Here is a 15495-nt window from a genome sequence, read left to right as displayed (position 1 = left end):
CATGACGAATCCCTTGGGGAATCCCAACCGTGCCCGCCAGGGGTTGCCGACCCCGCCGTCGGGCTGGCCGGTGGGCTCCTACCCGACCTACGCCGAGGCGCAGCGGGCGGTCGACTACCTGGCCGACAACCAGTTTCCGGTGCAGGACGTGACGATCGTCGGTGTCGACCTGATGCAGGTCGAGCGCGTGCTCTACCGCCTGAACTGGGGCAAGGTGATCGGCGGCGGCGTGGTCTCCGGCGCCTGGCTCGGTCTGTTCCTCGGTCTGCTGCTGAGCCTGTTCACCACCAGCGGCGCGTTCGGTCCGCTGCTGGTCGGCCTGGTCGGCGGCATCATCTTCGGCGTCATCTCGACCTCGATTCCGTACGCGGCCACCAGGGGGCAGCGCGATTTCGCCTCCACCATGCAGCTGGTGGCGGGCCGCTACGACGTGCTGTGCGACCCGAAGTCGGCCGAGCAGGCGCGGGACATGCTCGCGCGGTTGGCGATCTGACCGCATGGACATGATGGACACCGTCCGCACCGGGGTGCTGGACCACTACGGTGTGCCCGCGACGGGCGTGGATTCGGCCTCGGTGACTTTCCTCGGGCTGGAGCCGATCGAGATCCTGCGGATCGTCGACGGCGACGTCGTGCACTACGTGACGCTCGGCGGCTCGCGTCATCCGATGGGCGATCCCGGTGACCTGCACGCCGATCCGGTGCGCGGCCCGCGCGCGGAGCTGGTGCTGACGCTGCGCTCCGGCACCGCCATGCCCGGCCTGCCCAAAGCGCTGGGCATTCTGGTCGCCACGCCCTCCGTGGAAGGCGTTGTGCTGCAAGCCGACGCGTTGCTCGATCTCGGCGAGCCGCTGTGGCAGGGCGCGGCGTTCACCGCGGCGCTGCTCGGCGACAGCGAGATTCCGGAGATTCCGCTGCCCGACCCCGCCGAGCCGGTCAGGTATCTGACGGTGACGCCGGTGACCGCCACCGAAGCGGCGTGGGTGCGGGTGCGCGGCGCGCAGGCGCTGCGCGAGGCGTGGACGGAAGCGGGCATCGACGTGCGCGACCCCGGTCGCGGGGCGGCCACGCTGTAGCGCCGGTGCCGCGTGGCGTTTCAGAGCCAGTCGTTGCGGCGGAACGTGATGAACAGGCCGGCGCACACCGTCGCGATGAACAGCAGAACCCCGCCGTAGCCGTAGGTCCACTTCAGTTCCGGCATGTGCTCGAAGTTCATCCCGTAGATGCCTGCGACCATGGTCGGGACCGCCGCGATGGCCACCCACGCGGAGATCTTCCGCATATCGGTGTTCTGCTGCACGCTGATCTTGGCCAGTGCCGCGCTGACCAGCTCGCTGAGCGACTCGTCGAAATCGGAGATGCGCTCGGCCACCGCGGTGTGGTGGTCGGCCACGTCGCGCAGATAGCGCTGAATCTCCTTGGGCACCGGCAGATCCGGTTTGTGCCCGAGCAATTGCAGCGGCACCGCGAGCGGATTGACCGCGCGCCGCAGTTCCACCACCTCGCGCTTGAGCTGATAGATCGACTCGATGGTGACGTGATTGCGCGGGGTGAAGACCTGCTCTTCCATCTCGTCGATGTCGTTCTCCACCAGCGTGGCCACCTCGATGTAGGAGTCGACGACGTGGTCGGCCACCGCGTGCAGCACGGCGTACGGGCCGTGCCTCAACTGCTCGGGACGTTCCTCGAGTTCGCGGCGCACCCCCGCCAGACCGGTGTGCTCGCCGTGCCGGACAGTCACCGCGAAGTCGGCCCCGGTGAACACCATGATGTCGCCCGTCTCGACTATCTCGCTGACGCTGTCCATCTCGTGCGGGACATAGGACACCGTTCGCAGCACCAGGAACAGCGTGTCGTCGTAGCGTTCCAGCTTGGGCCGCTGGTGGGCCTTGACCGCGTCCTCGGCGGCGAGCGGATGCAAGTCGAAGGTCGAGGCGATGTCGGCCATCTGCGTCTCGTCCGGATCGTGCAGCCCGATCCAGACGAAGCCCGTCCCGCGCGAGCGGACCTCGGCGAGCGCTTCGGAGTGGGTGAATCGACCGGGCAGCCGGAGCCCGTCGACGTAGACGGCACAGTCGACCACGGCTCGCGCGGTGGGAACCGGAATGCGTGGGCGCGGGAGCGTCGCGCGGCCCTGCCCGCGGAAAGACGGCAACGGCGGTATGGACGGCACGACGACGATGCTAGATGCCGTCGCCGGACCGAGCCGTCGGCTGCCGTGCCGACCGGAGATCGCGCACTGTAAGACTGGAGGACGTGCGCATCGACCTGCATACCCACTCGACCGCGTCGGACGGCACCGACACCCCCGCCGAGCTGGTGCGAAACGCGGCGGCCTCCGGTCTCGACATCGTCGCGATCACCGATCACGACACCACGGCCGGGTGGGCGGAGGCGGTCGACGCGCTACCGAAGGGCATGACCCTGGTGCGCGGGATGGAGATGTCGTGCGTCGGGCTCGGCGAGGACGGCTGGCCGGTGCCGGTGCATCTGCTCGCCTACCTGTTCGATCCGGCCGACCGCGGTTTCGCCGAGGAGCGCGAGCGGCTGCGCGCCGAGCGGGTGGACCGGCTGCGCGCGATGGCCGAGCTGATGGCCGCCGACGGACTGCCGATCGACCCGGACGCGGTGCTCGCCTCCGCCGGACCGTCGGCCGGGCGGCCGCACCTGGCGCGGGCGTTGGTCGAGGCCGGGGTGGTGCCGAGCGTGGACGCCGCCTTCGTCGAGCTGCTCGCACCGCGCGGTCCGTACTACGCGGAGAAGGCCGACACGCCGCTGCACCGCGCGGTCGAGATGATCGCGGGCGCGGGCGGGGTCAGCGTGCTCGCCCACACCAGGGCGCGCAAGCGGGGACGGCTGCTCGCCGTGGACGACATCAGGGAACTGGCCACCCTCGGATTGGGCGGACTGGAAGTCGACCACCCCGACCATTCCGCCTCCGATCGCGCCGTGCTCACCGCTCTGGCGGACGAACTGGGTCTGCTCACCACCGGCTCGTCGGACTACCACGGCGCCAACAAGACCATCCGCCTCGGCGAGTTCACCACCGACCCGGCGCAATTCGAGGAGCTCGCGGGTAAGGCGACGGGTGTGCCCGTGATCGTCTCGTGAGATACCTGCGCGCGCTCAGCGGCGTGGTGGCGGCGGGCACGGTGCTGTTGACGCTCGTCGTCGTCGGCGCGGCGGCGATCGGCGCGCGGCGTGGTTTCCCCGGTCCGGGCGCGGAGTCGGTGGCCTGGCATCTGGTGGCCTCGGCGACTGTCGTTGGGGCGCAAATCTTTTCGGACAGGCATCGGGGTTTTCTCGCCTTTTCCGGATCCGCGGTTGTTTTCTTCGTCACCGGTGTATTGCTCTGGACACAGTGGTGGGGTTGATCGTCCGGTACTGGTTGCGGCCGGGTGAATTGTGGACGAACATCTTTTCTTGTGATCGACATCGAGACGGATGTGCTGGTTCTAGGCGGCGGCCCCGCCGGAACCTGGGCGGCCGTCTCGGCTGCCGCCGGAGGGGCGAGGGTGGTGCTCGTCGACAAGGCCCGCTGCGGGAGCAGCGGGCCTTGTGCGTTCGGGAGCACGACGGTGTGGAACATCCCGCCCGGCGCGGCCAGGAACGAGGCGGTGCGCCGATCGCACGCCGACGGCGGATACCTCGGCGATCCGGACTGGATGCACCGCGTGCTCGACGAGACGCATCGGCGGATCGAGCAGCTGGTGGGCTGGGGCTACCGGTTCCCCGACGACTCGCGATCCGGCTCGCAGCGGGTCCGCCTGGACGGCGCGGGCTACCTGCGCCGGATGCGGCGGACCGTGATCGAGGCGGGGGTGCGCGTCCTCGATCACCATCCCGCGTTGCAGCTGCTGCGTGACGGCGACGGTGTGGTCTCCGGCGCGGCCGGGGTGCAGCAGCACGATGGCTTTCGCGCGTGGATGGTCCGCGCGGGCGCGGTGGTGGTGGCCACCGGCGGCTGTGCCTTCCTCTCCGGCGGCGCGGGCACCGACGTGGCGACCGGCGACGGTCTGCTGCTCGCCGCCGAGGCGGGTGCGCGGCTGTCCGGCATGGAATTCTCCAGCGCCTACGGCCTCGCGCCCGCGCTGCACGCGATGACTCCGGCGATGCATCCGAGTTTCGCGCCTGGCCTCGCGCTGCGCGGCGCGGCGCTCTACGACGAGAGCGCCGCCGTCTTCGAGGGCGATCGGCACTCGGTGTTCGCAGCCATCGCCGACGGGCGGCGGGTGTCCGCGTCCGTGGCCGACATGCCGGAAGTCGTCCGGCACTGGCTCACCAGGCAGGGCGCGGTCGATCGATCCGGGCGGGTGCCGCTGCGACCGGTGCTCGAGGGGACGGTGCGTGGCACAGGCGGATTGGCGCTTGCCGGTCCGGACGGCGCGACCACGGTGGCCGGGCTGTTCGGCGCTGGCGACGCGGTGAGCCGCGAGCCGATCACGGGCGCGGCGAGCGGCTTCGGCGGGCAGAGCGGAGCCTGGGCCATCGCGTCCGGCGTCTGGGCGGGGAAGAGCGCTGCCCGCTTCGCGCGGACGAGAGGCGCGGTGGGCCCGGTGCGTCCGGTGCCCGGCGCCGGCCTCGCCGCGCGGGCGCGCATCGATCCCCGCGCGATCGTCGGACTCGTGCAGGAGCACACCCTGCCGCTGCGGCGCAGCTACTGGCGCAGTGCGGGCAGCCTGCGCGACAGCATCGCCGAACTCGACGCCCTGTGGCCGGGCGCGGCGTTCGCCCTCGGCGGCGTCGGCGCCGAGCGTCTACGCGCCAGGCAGGCGGCGGCTCTGCTCGCGGTGGCCAGATGGACCAAGCACAGCGCGCTGGCGCGCACCGAGACCCGTGGCATGCATCGGCGCACCGATCACCCCGACGCGGGGGACGAGTGGCGGGTCCGCCTGACCACGGGCGGGCTGGACAGCGTCTGGGTGGGCACCGAGCGATTGCGGCGGGTAACGTCGGAACCGCCACCCGCCGTGCGCGGCCCGTCCGTCGCGCGCGGCCAGGTGCCGGTCGGATTGGAGCCCGCGCCCACGGTGCGGGAGACCCCTAGAATCGTGCCCGACCGGCAAGACCCGGACCTCACACCACCGGACCGCCTGGCGATGTGAGAACTCACCGCCGTGCGATGTGCGGATGCGAGTTTCCCCTAACTTCGGGGTAATTCCGGGGACCTACCCTCGGAATATGACGCGCAACCGGGATCCGACACACCGGTTTGGCAAGTCATCGGACCGGCTGGCAGAATGTTGCGGATTCCCCTCCTACGCCACCGCCGGGTTCGGGAATAACGGTGCTCCGCGCCGCGCAACGTACCGTCGCGCCCCCGAGGATCGCCCCGCATGTTCTGTCCGGACCCACCCGTCCGGCCCCCGCTCTGCGGATCAGTGCAGCGCCACGTCTAGAGCTCATCGTCGGGTTTCGACACACCCGCCCCGACTCGAAACGTCCATGTCAGCGCACTCGATGAGCGGTACGAATCACCTATTACGAATTACCCGGCGGTAACCGTCCCCCGGTTCAGCCCGACCCGAGCAGGAGTGAAATCGTGTCACCTGTGACTGACGCACCGAATGCCACCGCGAGTTTGTCCGAGATCACAAACGACGAAATCTTCGCTGGACACCTCGGCGGCAAGCTCTCGGTCGAGCTCTCGGCTCCGCTGGACACTCAGCGTGACCTCTCGATCGCGTACACCCCCGGCGTCGCTCAGGTCAGCCGTGCGATCGCTCAGGACGAGACGCTGGCCAAGCGCTACACCTGGACCGACCGCCTGGTGGTCGTGGTCAGCGACGGCACCGCCGTCCTCGGCCTCGGCGACATCGGCCCGCGCGCCTCGCTGCCGGTGATGGAGGGCAAGGCCGCGCTGTTCAAGAAGTTCGCCGGCCTGGATTCCATCCCGATCGTGCTGGACACCAAGGACGTCGACGAGATCGTCGAGACCCTGATCCGGCTGCGCCCGAGCTTCGGCGCGGTCAACCTGGAGGACATCTCCGCGCCGCGCTGCTTCGAGATCGAGAAGCGTGTCATCGAGGCGCTGGACTGCCCGGTCATGCACGACGACCAGCACGGCACCGCGATCGTGGTGCTCGCCGCCCTGAACGGCGCGGCCCGGGTGCAGGGTCGTGACATCGACGGACTGAAGGTCGTGGTGTCGGGTGCGGGCGCGGCCGGTGTCGCGTGCACCAACATCCTGCTCGCCGCGGGCGTCCGCGATGTCACCGTGCTCGACTCGAAGGGCATCGTGAGCCGCGATCGCGCCGACCTGAACGAGGTGAAGTCCGAACTGGCCGAGCGCACCAACCCGCGCGGCCTCACCGGCGCCGCCGCCGAGGCGCTCGCGGGCGCGGACGTGTTCCTCGGTCTGTCGGCGGGCCTGATCGCCGAGGAGCTCATCGCCTCGATGGCGCCGGAGGCGATCGTGTTCGCCATGTCCAACCCGGACCCGGAGATCCACCCGGACGTGGCGCGCAAGTACGCCTCGATCGTCGCGACCGGCCGCAGCGACTTCCCGAACCAGATCAACAACGTGCTCGCCTTCCCCGGTGTGTTCAAGGGCGCGCTCGACGCGGGCGCCCGGCGCATCACCGAGGGCATGAAGATCGCCGCGGCGAACGCCATCCTGGGCGTGGTCGCCGACGAGCTCGGCCCTGAGAAGATCGTCCCCAGCCCGCTCGATCCGCGGGTCGCCCCGGCCGTCGCCGAGGCTGTCGCCGCCGCCGCGCGTGCGGAGGGCGTTGCGTAACAACTGATTACGCAATAGACAGGGCGCCCCGTTCAACGACGAACGAGGCGCCCTGCGTCGTTCCCGTAGCGGGAGCGGCGGTCAGTGCGGCACGGAGACGGCCGAGATGAACTCGGCCAGCTGGGCGTCGGTGACGTTCTTGGCCAGATCGGATTCGCAGATCATGCCGATGAGGCGCTTGTTCTCGATGACCGGCAGTCGCTTGATCTGGTTCTGCTCCATCAGTTCCAGCACCTGCTGAAGGTCGGCGTCGGCGTCGACCCAGCGCGGTGTGCCTTTGGCGAGATCGCCCGCGCGGATGCGGCCCGGGTTGTGTCCCTCGGCGATGCAGCGCACAACGATGTCACGGTCGGTCAGCATGCCGACAAGGCGGTCGTTGTGGCAGATCGGCAGCGCACCCACGTCCATGTTGCGCATCATCTGAGCGGCGCGGTCGATCGTCTCGTCCGCGGGGATGCACGTGGCATCGGCGTGCATGATGTCACGTGCCTTCATCGGTGCGTTCATGCTCGCAATCCTCCTTGTCTCGGGTTCGGTGCCCGCAGGACTCGAGGATGCGCAGGTCTCGACACGGCGTGCCACAGTTGCGTCGAGCGCGCACGGCTGACGACTCCTACGGCCACTTGCAATAGTGACCTAGATCACACCAGTGGTCAATGGGCGTGGACGGGCCGAGTGGAGCGGACGAGGTCAGCGCGCGGCTTGCGGTACGTCGACCGGAGCCGACGACCGGCGCAGCCTGCCGGTGCCCGGCGTCGTCGCCCACACGACGAGTGCGAGCAGTCCATCCAGCAGCATCGCCAGCGCCGCCACCAGCAGCGCGCCCACCAGCACCCGGTCGTAGCGGTGCAGCCCGAGGCCGTCGAAGATATAGCGGCCGAGCCCGCCGAGGTTCACGTACGCCGCGATGGTCGCGGTGGCCACCACCTGGAGGGTGGCGCCGCGCAGGCCGTTCACCAGGATCGGCATGGCATTGGGCACTTCCACCCGGAACAGGATCTGCTGCTCGGTCATACCCACGGCCCTGGAGGCGTCGACCACGTCGGCGGGCACGTTGGCCACCCCCGCGTACGCGCCCGCCAGCAGCGGCGGGACGCCGACGGTGAGCAGCGCGAGCAGCGGCGGGATCAGCCCTAGCCCGAGCAACAGCACCAGGAACGTGAGCAGGCCGAGGGTGGGCAGCGCGCGCATCGCGTTGGCGAAACCGACCAGCGCCGCGGCGCCGCGCCGTCGGTGGCCGATGGCCAGGCCGAGCGGCACCGCGATCACGGCCGACCCGGCCACCGCCAGCACGGTGTACCAAAGGTGTTGCGCCAGTCGGTATTCGATGCCGGTGGGCCCGCCCCAATTGGCGCTGTCGGTGAAATAACGCCAAGCGTCGACGAAGAGGTTCACGCGCTCGCTCCTCGTCGTGTTCGCTCGTCGGCCCTGGTCCATGGCGTCGCCCACCGGCCGAGCAGGTACACCAGCCGGTCGAAGAGCAGCGCGAGCGCCAGCGTCACGATGATGCCCGCGACGATCTCGTCCGGGTAGTCGCGCTGATAGCCCTGGGTGAACAGCTTGCCGAGTCCGCCGACGCCGATCAGCGCGCCGACCGACACCATGGCGATGTCGGTGACCACCACGACGCGCAGGTTCGACACGAAAACCGGTATGGCCAAAGGCATGTCGACGGTCAGTGTGCGCCGCAGCGGTCCGAAACCGACGGCGTCGGCGGCGTCGACCACGGCGGCGGGGACCGAATCCAGCGCCACCGGCACCGCGATCACCAGCAGCGCGGTCGAGTAGATGGTCAAGGCGATGATCACGTTCCACGGATCGATCGTCGAAATGCCCACCAGCGGAGGGATGATCACGAACAGCGCGAGCGAGGGCACCGTGTAGGCCAGGCTCGCCACGGTCACGGTGATGCGCCGCAGCCACGGGATTCGCCGGATCATCGCGCCCGCCGGAATCGCGATCACCAGGCCGAACAGCAAGGGCGTCAACGCCAGATACAGGTGCGTCCTGGTGATGGCGAGGATGTCGGAGAGGTTGTCGATCAGGTATCGCACGCGGTCTCCCGCCCGTCGCGGCGCGGCGCCGTGGCGGAGCCGCCCCCGATCACGAACCGGCCCCGTCGCCGTCGGAGCGGCCCTGTTCACCAGCGAGCCGGTTGCGCTCGGCGTCTTCCGCGCCGCGTTGCTCGGCCAGCTGGGCGATCACCTCGGTGGCCAGCACGCCGCCCCGCACGCGTCCGGAATCGTCCACGGCCACACCGATTCCGGATGGCGAGGAGATCGCGGCGTCCAATGCCTGGCGCAGGTCGCCCGCGGGTGTGAACAGTGATCCGCCCGCCGCCATGCAGTCCTCCAGCGGCCAGCCCGCGCGCCGGGATGCCACGCCGGTCGCGTCGACCCACCCGAGCGGCTTGACCGTATCGTCCACCACCAGAATCCACTCGCCCTGCTTCAACCGCAGCGCACCCACCGCGCCCGCGGTAGCGGTCGGAATCTCGTGCAGCGGAACGTCATCGGCGGAGCGAAAGGAGAGGCCGCGATAGCCGCGATCGCGCCCGACGAACTCGGCGACGAAATTCGTCGCGGGCCCGGACAGGACGCGCTGCGGCGCATCGTACTGCTGGAGCACGCCCGCGCGGCCGAACACCGCGACCCGGTCGCCGAGGGTGACCGCCTCGTCGATGTCGTGGGTGACGAAGACGATGGTCTTGTGCAATTCCGCTTGCAGCCGCTGCATTTCGATCTGTAACTCGGCCCGCACCACCGGGTCGACGGCGCTGAACGGCTCGTCCATCAGCAGGATCGGCGGGTCGGCGGCCAGCGCCCGCGCCACGCCCACCCGCTGCTGCTGACCGCCCGACAACTGGGCGGGGTAGCGAGCGGCCAGACCACGATCCAGGCCCACTCGGTCCAGGACTTCCAGCGCCGCCTTGCGCGCCGCGCGCCGCGAATCGCCACGCAGTACCGGCACGGTCGCGACATTGTCGAGCACGGTGCGGTGCGGAAGCAGGCCGCCGCTCTGGATCACGTAGCCGATGCCGAGCCGCAGCCGGACCGGATCCACCGTCGAGATGTCTTGTCCGGCAATGGTGATCGTGCCCGAGGTGGGCCGGATCATCCGGTTGATCATCCGCATCGACGTGGTCTTTCCGCAGCCGGACGGACCGACGAACACGGTGAACGAACCGGACTCGATGCGCAGATCCAGATCGGTGACGGCGTGCGTGCCGTCCGGATAGGTCTTGCTGATTGCGTGGAACTCGATGTCCGACACCGCTGCCCTCCCTGCGATCACCCGCGCCGGATCACCCGACCGGCGTGTTCAACCCCTGTGCCGCGACCCACGCCTTGGCGGCCGCCGCGGGCTCGGTCTTGCTGCTGCCCGACACCGCTTTGTTCAGCTCGATCAGCTGCTCGGTGGTGAGCTTCGCCGAGACCGCGTTCAGTGCGGCGATCGCCTTGTCGGACTTCTTGGCGGCGTTGAACAGCGGAATCACGTTCTGCGCCGGGAAGTTGTGCTTCGGGTCCGCGAGTACGACGAGATCGTTCTCGGCGATGGCGGGGGAGGTGGTGAAGATGTTGGCGGCGGTGACCTGGCCCTCCACCAGCGCGCGTACGGTGGCCGGACCGCCGCCGTCGGCGAGCGGGACGAAGTTGGCGGCGGCGATGTCCAGGCCGTAGTTCTCCTTCAGGCCGGGCAGTCCGCCCTGGCGCTCCTGGAATTCCGCGGGCGCGCCGAGCTTCACCTCGGCCGAATGCGGCGCGAGATCGGCGATGGTGCGCAGGTTCCAGCGCTCGGCGGTGGCACGGGTGACCACCACCGCGTCGGAGTCCTGGCCGGGTGCGGGCGCCGCGGTGGCCAATTGGGAGCCGAGCGCGCCCGCCAGCGCGGCCTCGACGTCGGCGCCGCTGGTCGCGGTCGCGTCGTTGTCCAGGTACTGCAACAGATTGCCGGTGTACTCCGGGATCACCGAGATCGCGCACTTGCGTAGCGCCGGGATGTAGGCCTCCCGGCTGCCGATGTTGAGCCGGGTGTCCACCTGGAAGCCGTTGACCCGCAACACCTCCGCGTATATGTTGGCGACCGTCTCGGACTCCGGGAAGTTCGCCGAGCCGACGATCAGGCTCTCACCCGCACAGTCGCCGTCCGCGGCGAGTGGATCGGAATTGCCGCAGGCCGACAGGATCATGCCGACGGCGAGCAGTGTCGCGGCGGCGAGGAGCCGGGAGGCGCGCAGTGCGAGCCGCAGCGCCGACCGCCCGGCAGCGGGGGTGATCGTGGTCTTCACGGGGGTCCTTCCGGCGGATGCGGACGGTGCGTGCGGCCGAGGCCGAAGCGGCACCGGTACATTCTGGTTGTCCATACTGCCCGCAACTGGGTATTTCTGTCGGCTGTAGTCGTCTTCGGAGAGTTGGTGTCGCCGGATGGTGTTGGCCGCGTCTAGGCGGGTGCTGGCCGGGATATTGGTCGCCGCGGCCGCGGCAGCGGTCGTGTCCTGCGGAAACGACGATCCCGGCCCCGCCTTCGTGGTCGGCGCGGGCGACGCGATCGAATCGCGGGTGCTCGCGGAGGTCTACGCGGGCGCGCTGGCCAGGACCGGGCTGCGGGTCGCCGTGCAGCCGGAGCTCGGGCAGCGGGCCGACTATCTGGCCGCGCTCGACGCGGGCCGGGTCGCGCTGGTCGGCGAGCACACCGGCGCACTGCTGGCCTTCTACGACAGCCGGTCCGCGGCGCGCACGCCATCCGCCGTGGTCCAGGATCTGAACCGCTCGCTGCCGGAGGGGCTGGTCGTCTCGGATCCGGCCGACGGCACCGATCTGCGGCCACGGGTGCTGGTCACCGCCGAGGCCGCGCGCCGGGACGATCTGGATTCGGTCGCCGAACTCGCCCCGCGCTGCGGAGAACTCCGCGCCGGACTGGCTCCCGCGCCGGACGCGCTCCGTGCCCCCGGCGCCGCACCGGTGACCGGCTGCGACTTCGCGGGGGAGACGCCGTTGCCCGATACCGCCGCGCTGCGGAATGCCCTGCTGGACAAATCGGTTCAAGCCGGAGTGATCGGCGGTCCTTCCGCGCTCACCTCCTCGGCCGCCGAGGGGCTCACGGTGCTGACCGACCGTGAGTACGCGTTGCGCGCCGAGAACGTGATCCCGGTGTTCCGCAAGGGGCTGCTCGACGACCAGCGAATCCGGAAGCTGAATTACGTTGCGGGCGAACTGACGACGGACGATTTGGTCGAGATGATCCGCCGCGTCCGCGACGGCGCCGCGGCCGGTGAGGTCGCGCGCGCCTGGCTGGACACGCACGGATTGTAGGTTCCGAGGCGAGGTCGTCCATCGGCGCGCCACGTGCGGACGATGCCGGAGCCTGCCGCGTCCGGCGGTGTTCCGAACGTCGCGTTCCTCTGGGGTGATCCGCTGTCGACCGGATATGCCGTCCGGTTCGCTTGCCGCCACGGGCTGCCGATCGCGATGCCGGACGAGCCTCGGCCTCGGCCTGAGCCGGGTCGGTGGTCGCGAGAGCTGTTCGGACGCAATGCCGTTCGGTCCGCATAGCGCCGGGTCGGTGCCCGGAAGTCGAAGGTGCGTCGAAGGGTTCGTGATTGCCATGGGGTCCTGATGGTGGTGCTCGTCACGCGCTGACTGCACACCCTTGTCCCGCCGCCATTCTGAGCCGTATATTCCACGTGGAGTATTTGGTACGGAGTATGTCGGTACCCGCGACTACCGTTTCGCGGTCGAAGGGGTACGGCAACCCGGCTCCCGCGGTGTGGCGGGGGTGATTTCCACGGGAGGTGATTGCATGGGGCAGGCGCGTCCGGCGTTGACCGCGTTGGCGGTCTCCGTACTCGCGCTGCTCGAGGAGCGGCCGATGCATCCGTACGAGATGTTTCAGCTGCTGCTGCGGCGGGGCGAGGATCTGCTGGTCAAGCTGCGGCCCGGCTCGCTCTACCACACCGTCACCCGGCTGGCCGATCAAGAACTGGTGCGCGCCGAGGGCGTCGACCGCGCGGGCAACCGCCCCGAACGCACCACCTACCGGATCACCGCGTCCGGTAGGGACGCGCTGCGGGCCAGGCTCGCCGAGCTCCTGCGCTATCCGCAGCGGGAATACCCGCTGTTCCCCGTCGCGCTGGCCGAAGCGCACAACCTGCCGAAGGAGGACGTGCTCGCGCTGGTGCGCGAACGCGTCGCCCACCTCGAGCGCGATCTCGAAGACCTCGACACGATGACCGACTGGGCCCACACCCACGAGGTGGAACGCCGCTACTGGGTCGTATTGACCTATCTGCGCACCACATTCGCGGCCGAGCTCACCTGGTTGACCGGGTTCCTCGACGAATTGGCAAGCGGCGCACTGGAGTGGGAGGAGTTCGACCCGCACACCGGCATCCGGCTGGCCGGACCCGAACATCCCTGGGCCGACGACGACCACCCGGAGCCGCCGCCCATGCCGCGCCGCTCGACGGCAGCGGCGCCGTGACCGCCTCCGATCACTCACACCGATCTTCTCGGATAGGAACGACATCCCTATGCCCACCCAACGCAATCCGTGGCTAGCGCTGTCCGCGCTGGTCGTCGGCTTCTTCATGATCCTGCTCGACATGACCATCGTCGCGGTCGCCAACCCCGCGATCATGCGGGACCTGCAGGCCGATATCTCCCAGGTCATCTGGGTCACCAGCGCCTACCTGCTCACCTATGCCGTTCCGCTGCTCGTCACCGGCAGGCTCGGTGATCGCTACGGCCCCAAGAACATCTACCTCATCGGTCTCGCGGTCTTCACCGCCGCGTCGCTGTGGTGCGGGCTGTCGCAGAGCATCGGCATGCTGATCGCCGCGCGCGCCGTGCAGGGCCTCGGCGCCGCGCTCATGACGCCGCAGACCATGGCGGTGATCACCCGCACCTTCCCGCCGGACCGGCGCGGCGCGGCCATGGGTCTGTGGGGCGGCGTGGCGGGTCTGGCCACCCTGGTCGGCCCGATCCTGGGCGGCGTGCTGGTCGACGGGCTGAGCTGGGAGTGGATCTTCATCGTCAACGTGCCGGTCGGCATCGTCGCCTTCGCGCTGGCGGTCTGGCTGGTGCCCGCGCTGCCCACGCACCCGCACAAGTTCGACATCCCCGGCGTGGTGCTCAGCGGCATCGGCATGTTCCTGCTGGTGTTCGGCATTCAGGAGGGCAACAGCTACGACTGGTCGGCGCGCATCTGGCTGATGATCGCCGCGGGTCTGGTCGTGCTCGGCGTGTTCGTGGTGAACCAGGCGCGCAACACCGGTGAGCCGCTGGTGCCGCTCGGTCTGTTCCGCGACCGCAACTTCGCGCTGTCGAACGTGGCCATCGCCGCGATGGGCGCCACGGTCACCTCGGTGATGGTGCCCTCGTACTTCTATCTGCAAGCGGTGCGCGAGCTGTCGCCGACCAGGTCGGCACTGGTGTTCGCGCCGATGGCGATCGTCACCGGTTTCGCCGCGCCGCTCGTCGGCAAGTTCGCCGATCGGCTGCATCCGCGCATCGTCCCGACCACCGGCTTCGCGCTGTTCGCGGTGTCGATCTTCTGGTGGTCGGCGATCATGACGCCGGATTCCAACATCGCGTGGTTCCTGGCGTCCGCGGCGCTGGCCGGTTTCGCCAACGCCTGCATCTGGGCGCCGCTGGCCTCCACCGCCACCCACAACCTGGCCGTGCACCAGGCGGGTGCGGGCGCGGGCGTCTACAACACCACCCGTCAGGTCGGTTCGGTGCTGGGCAGCGCGGCCATCAGCGCGCTGATCGCCTCTCGGATGTCCGCCAACGGTCTCGTGGGCGGCGCACCCACCGGGGAAGGCGTCGGCCAAGGCCCCCTCCCGCCGCAGATCCTCGGCGAATTCAGCACCGCCCTCGGCGAATCCATCCTGCTGCCCGCCGCCATCCTGCTGATCGGCGTCGTAGCCTCGGCCCTCTTCGTCCGCCACGGCACCCCCACCCCCGCGGGCCCCGCCGACAAACTCGCCAAGGCCGACAGCGTCTCGGCCTGATCGCCGCCCGGCCGCATCCCCACCCGGGGATGCGGCCTCAGCGCACGAGTCCGGAGAGCCGGTCCCAATCGACCTTCAACCGCACCGGCATATCGACGATCTCGGCCCCGCCCGGCTCGAGCACAACGTGCGGACGGTACTGCGTCAGTGCGTGATCGAGTACGAAGACTTCGATCGAATCGACGCGGTTGTCGGCGATCCAGACGATCCAGTACCAGGGAATTCCCGCCAGCGCGTAATCGGCCTTCTTCTGAGCGATGTCGATCTTCTCGCTGCCCGGTGACACGACTTCGACCGCGATGAGCAGCATGGACGCCGGTCGCGGCCGCAATTCATCGGGGGCGCATTCGTAGAGGGCAACATCGGGCCGGCGGACCGTAGCCTTCGGAAGCTCCCACAGCACGACATCGAAGTCGGTGTCCACATCGAGGCAGCCGTCCTGGTATCGGTCCATGTGCTGTTCGGCGGCCGTTTCGAGCAGTTCGGCCAGTCGTCGAGCGGCCTTCTGGTGCTGCCGATTCGGCGATTCGGCGCGCACCGCCTCGCCGTTGACCAATTCGACCTGGCGGCAGAAGTCTTCGGGCAGTTCGCGCCAGATGTCCAGCGTGATCGGCTCCGGCTGCAGGTTCTCGGACTTCGCCCAGTCGAAGATCGCGGACATGTGCGCTCCTTGGGATCGGGCCAACTACCTGCTCAGACCCTATCCGGATGCATTCGGCGAACGCTATCGCATTCGATGAATATC

Annotated in this window: 16 protein-coding genes; 9 read left to right on the top strand and 7 right to left on the bottom strand. The window is 69.5% G+C overall.

All coding sequences use genetic code 11. From position 1 onward, the window contains the following. Nucleotide 1 precedes the first annotated feature (1 nt). Both AC3EO7_RS10385 and AC3EO7_RS10380 read left to right on the top strand, forming a co-directional pair. The gene (locus AC3EO7_RS10385) at nucleotides 2-493 is read left to right on the top strand and encodes a YflT domain-containing protein (RefSeq protein WP_431967583.1); all 492 of its coding nucleotides are present in this window, start codon (nucleotides 2-4) and stop codon (nucleotides 491-493) included. Between the two features lie 4 nt (nucleotides 494-497). Beyond that, on the top strand, nucleotides 498-1076 hold the full coding sequence (locus AC3EO7_RS10380) for a suppressor of fused domain protein (protein ID WP_431967585.1): 579 nt from the start codon (nucleotides 498-500) through the stop codon (nucleotides 1074-1076). A 20-nt stretch (nucleotides 1077-1096) separates the two neighbouring features. Here the strand turns inward: AC3EO7_RS10380 and AC3EO7_RS10375 are convergent, their stop codons facing one another. Next, nucleotides 1097-2173, bottom strand: a complete 1077-nt coding sequence (locus AC3EO7_RS10375; RefSeq protein WP_435591071.1) for a magnesium and cobalt transport protein CorA — start codon at nucleotides 2171-2173, stop codon at nucleotides 1097-1099. An 83-nt stretch (nucleotides 2174-2256) separates the two neighbouring features. On the opposite strand from AC3EO7_RS10375, the gene AC3EO7_RS10370 reads away from it, so the two are divergent. From AC3EO7_RS10370 to AC3EO7_RS10355, 4 genes are all read left to right on the top strand, one after another. Then, on the top strand, nucleotides 2257-3111 hold the full coding sequence (locus AC3EO7_RS10370) for a PHP domain-containing protein (RefSeq protein WP_431967589.1): 855 nt from the start codon (nucleotides 2257-2259) through the stop codon (nucleotides 3109-3111). After that, nucleotides 3108-3374 carry a hypothetical protein gene (locus tag AC3EO7_RS10365; RefSeq protein ID WP_435591070.1) on the top strand — a complete coding sequence of 89 codons (267 nt, stop codon included), beginning with the start codon at nucleotides 3108-3110 and terminating at the stop codon, nucleotides 3372-3374. Before AC3EO7_RS10370 ends, AC3EO7_RS10365 begins: the two co-directional genes overlap by 4 nt. Before the next feature lie 51 nt (nucleotides 3375-3425). Next, entirely contained in the window at nucleotides 3426-5105 is a 1680-nt protein-coding gene (locus AC3EO7_RS10360) for an FAD-binding protein (protein WP_431967593.1), read from the top strand. Between the two features lie 437 nt (nucleotides 5106-5542). Beyond that, nucleotides 5543-6739: an NAD(P)-dependent malic enzyme gene (locus AC3EO7_RS10355; protein ID WP_431967595.1), complete on the top strand. Its 1197-nt coding sequence runs from the start codon at nucleotides 5543-5545 to the stop codon at nucleotides 6737-6739. A gap of 81 nt (nucleotides 6740-6820) precedes the next feature. On the opposite strand, the gene AC3EO7_RS10350 is transcribed toward AC3EO7_RS10355, so the two are convergent. The 5 genes from AC3EO7_RS10350 to AC3EO7_RS10330 all read right to left on the bottom strand — a co-directional run bounded on the left by AC3EO7_RS10350 (nucleotide 6821) and on the right by AC3EO7_RS10330 (nucleotide 10976). Beyond that, nucleotides 6821-7246 (bottom strand): CBS domain-containing protein, encoded by a 426-nt coding sequence (locus tag AC3EO7_RS10350; protein ID WP_431967596.1) that lies wholly within the window; start codon nucleotides 7244-7246, stop codon nucleotides 6821-6823. 183 nt (nucleotides 7247-7429) lie between these two features. Continuing rightward, nucleotides 7430-8134 (bottom strand): ABC transporter permease, encoded by a 705-nt coding sequence (locus tag AC3EO7_RS10345; RefSeq protein ID WP_431967598.1) that lies wholly within the window; start codon nucleotides 8132-8134, stop codon nucleotides 7430-7432. After that, the gene (locus tag AC3EO7_RS10340; RefSeq protein WP_431967600.1) at nucleotides 8131-8793 is read right to left on the bottom strand and encodes an ABC transporter permease; all 663 of its coding nucleotides are present in this window, start codon (nucleotides 8791-8793) and stop codon (nucleotides 8131-8133) included. The genes AC3EO7_RS10345 and AC3EO7_RS10340 overlap by 4 nt, the downstream gene beginning before the upstream one ends. Before the next feature lie 49 nt (nucleotides 8794-8842). Beyond that, nucleotides 8843-10012, bottom strand: a complete 1170-nt coding sequence (locus tag AC3EO7_RS10335) for an ABC transporter ATP-binding protein (protein ID WP_431967602.1) — start codon at nucleotides 10010-10012, stop codon at nucleotides 8843-8845. Nucleotides 10013-10043: 31 nt separating this feature from the next. Then, a complete protein-coding gene (locus AC3EO7_RS10330) occupies nucleotides 10044-10976 on the bottom strand; it encodes an ABC transporter substrate-binding protein (protein ID WP_431967975.1) in 933 nt (310 codons plus the stop codon). 187 nt (nucleotides 10977-11163) lie between these two features. On the opposite strand from AC3EO7_RS10330, the gene AC3EO7_RS10325 reads away from it, so the two are divergent. From AC3EO7_RS10325 to AC3EO7_RS10315, 3 genes are all read left to right on the top strand, one after another. Then, a complete protein-coding gene (locus AC3EO7_RS10325) occupies nucleotides 11164-12051 on the top strand; it encodes a glycine betaine ABC transporter substrate-binding protein (RefSeq protein ID WP_435591069.1) in 888 nt (295 codons plus the stop codon). 487 nt (nucleotides 12052-12538) lie between these two features. Then, nucleotides 12539-13219, top strand: coding sequence for a PadR family transcriptional regulator (locus tag AC3EO7_RS10320; RefSeq protein ID WP_435591068.1), 681 nt, complete (start codon nucleotides 12539-12541; stop codon nucleotides 13217-13219). Nucleotides 13220-13268: 49 nt separating this feature from the next. After that, nucleotides 13269-14750, top strand: coding sequence for an MFS transporter (locus AC3EO7_RS10315; RefSeq protein ID WP_435591067.1), 1482 nt, complete (start codon nucleotides 13269-13271; stop codon nucleotides 14748-14750). A 37-nt stretch (nucleotides 14751-14787) separates the two neighbouring features. On the opposite strand, the gene AC3EO7_RS10310 is transcribed toward AC3EO7_RS10315, so the two are convergent. Beyond that, a complete protein-coding gene (locus AC3EO7_RS10310; RefSeq protein ID WP_435591066.1) occupies nucleotides 14788-15411 on the bottom strand; it encodes a Uma2 family endonuclease in 624 nt (207 codons plus the stop codon). Nucleotides 15412-15495: the final 84 nt, after the last annotated feature.

It is taken from the genome of Nocardia sp. bgisy118 (assembly GCF_057708605.1).
The sequence above is the reverse complement of the archived record's forward strand: the minus strand, read 5'-3'. Positions and strand labels throughout refer to the sequence as shown.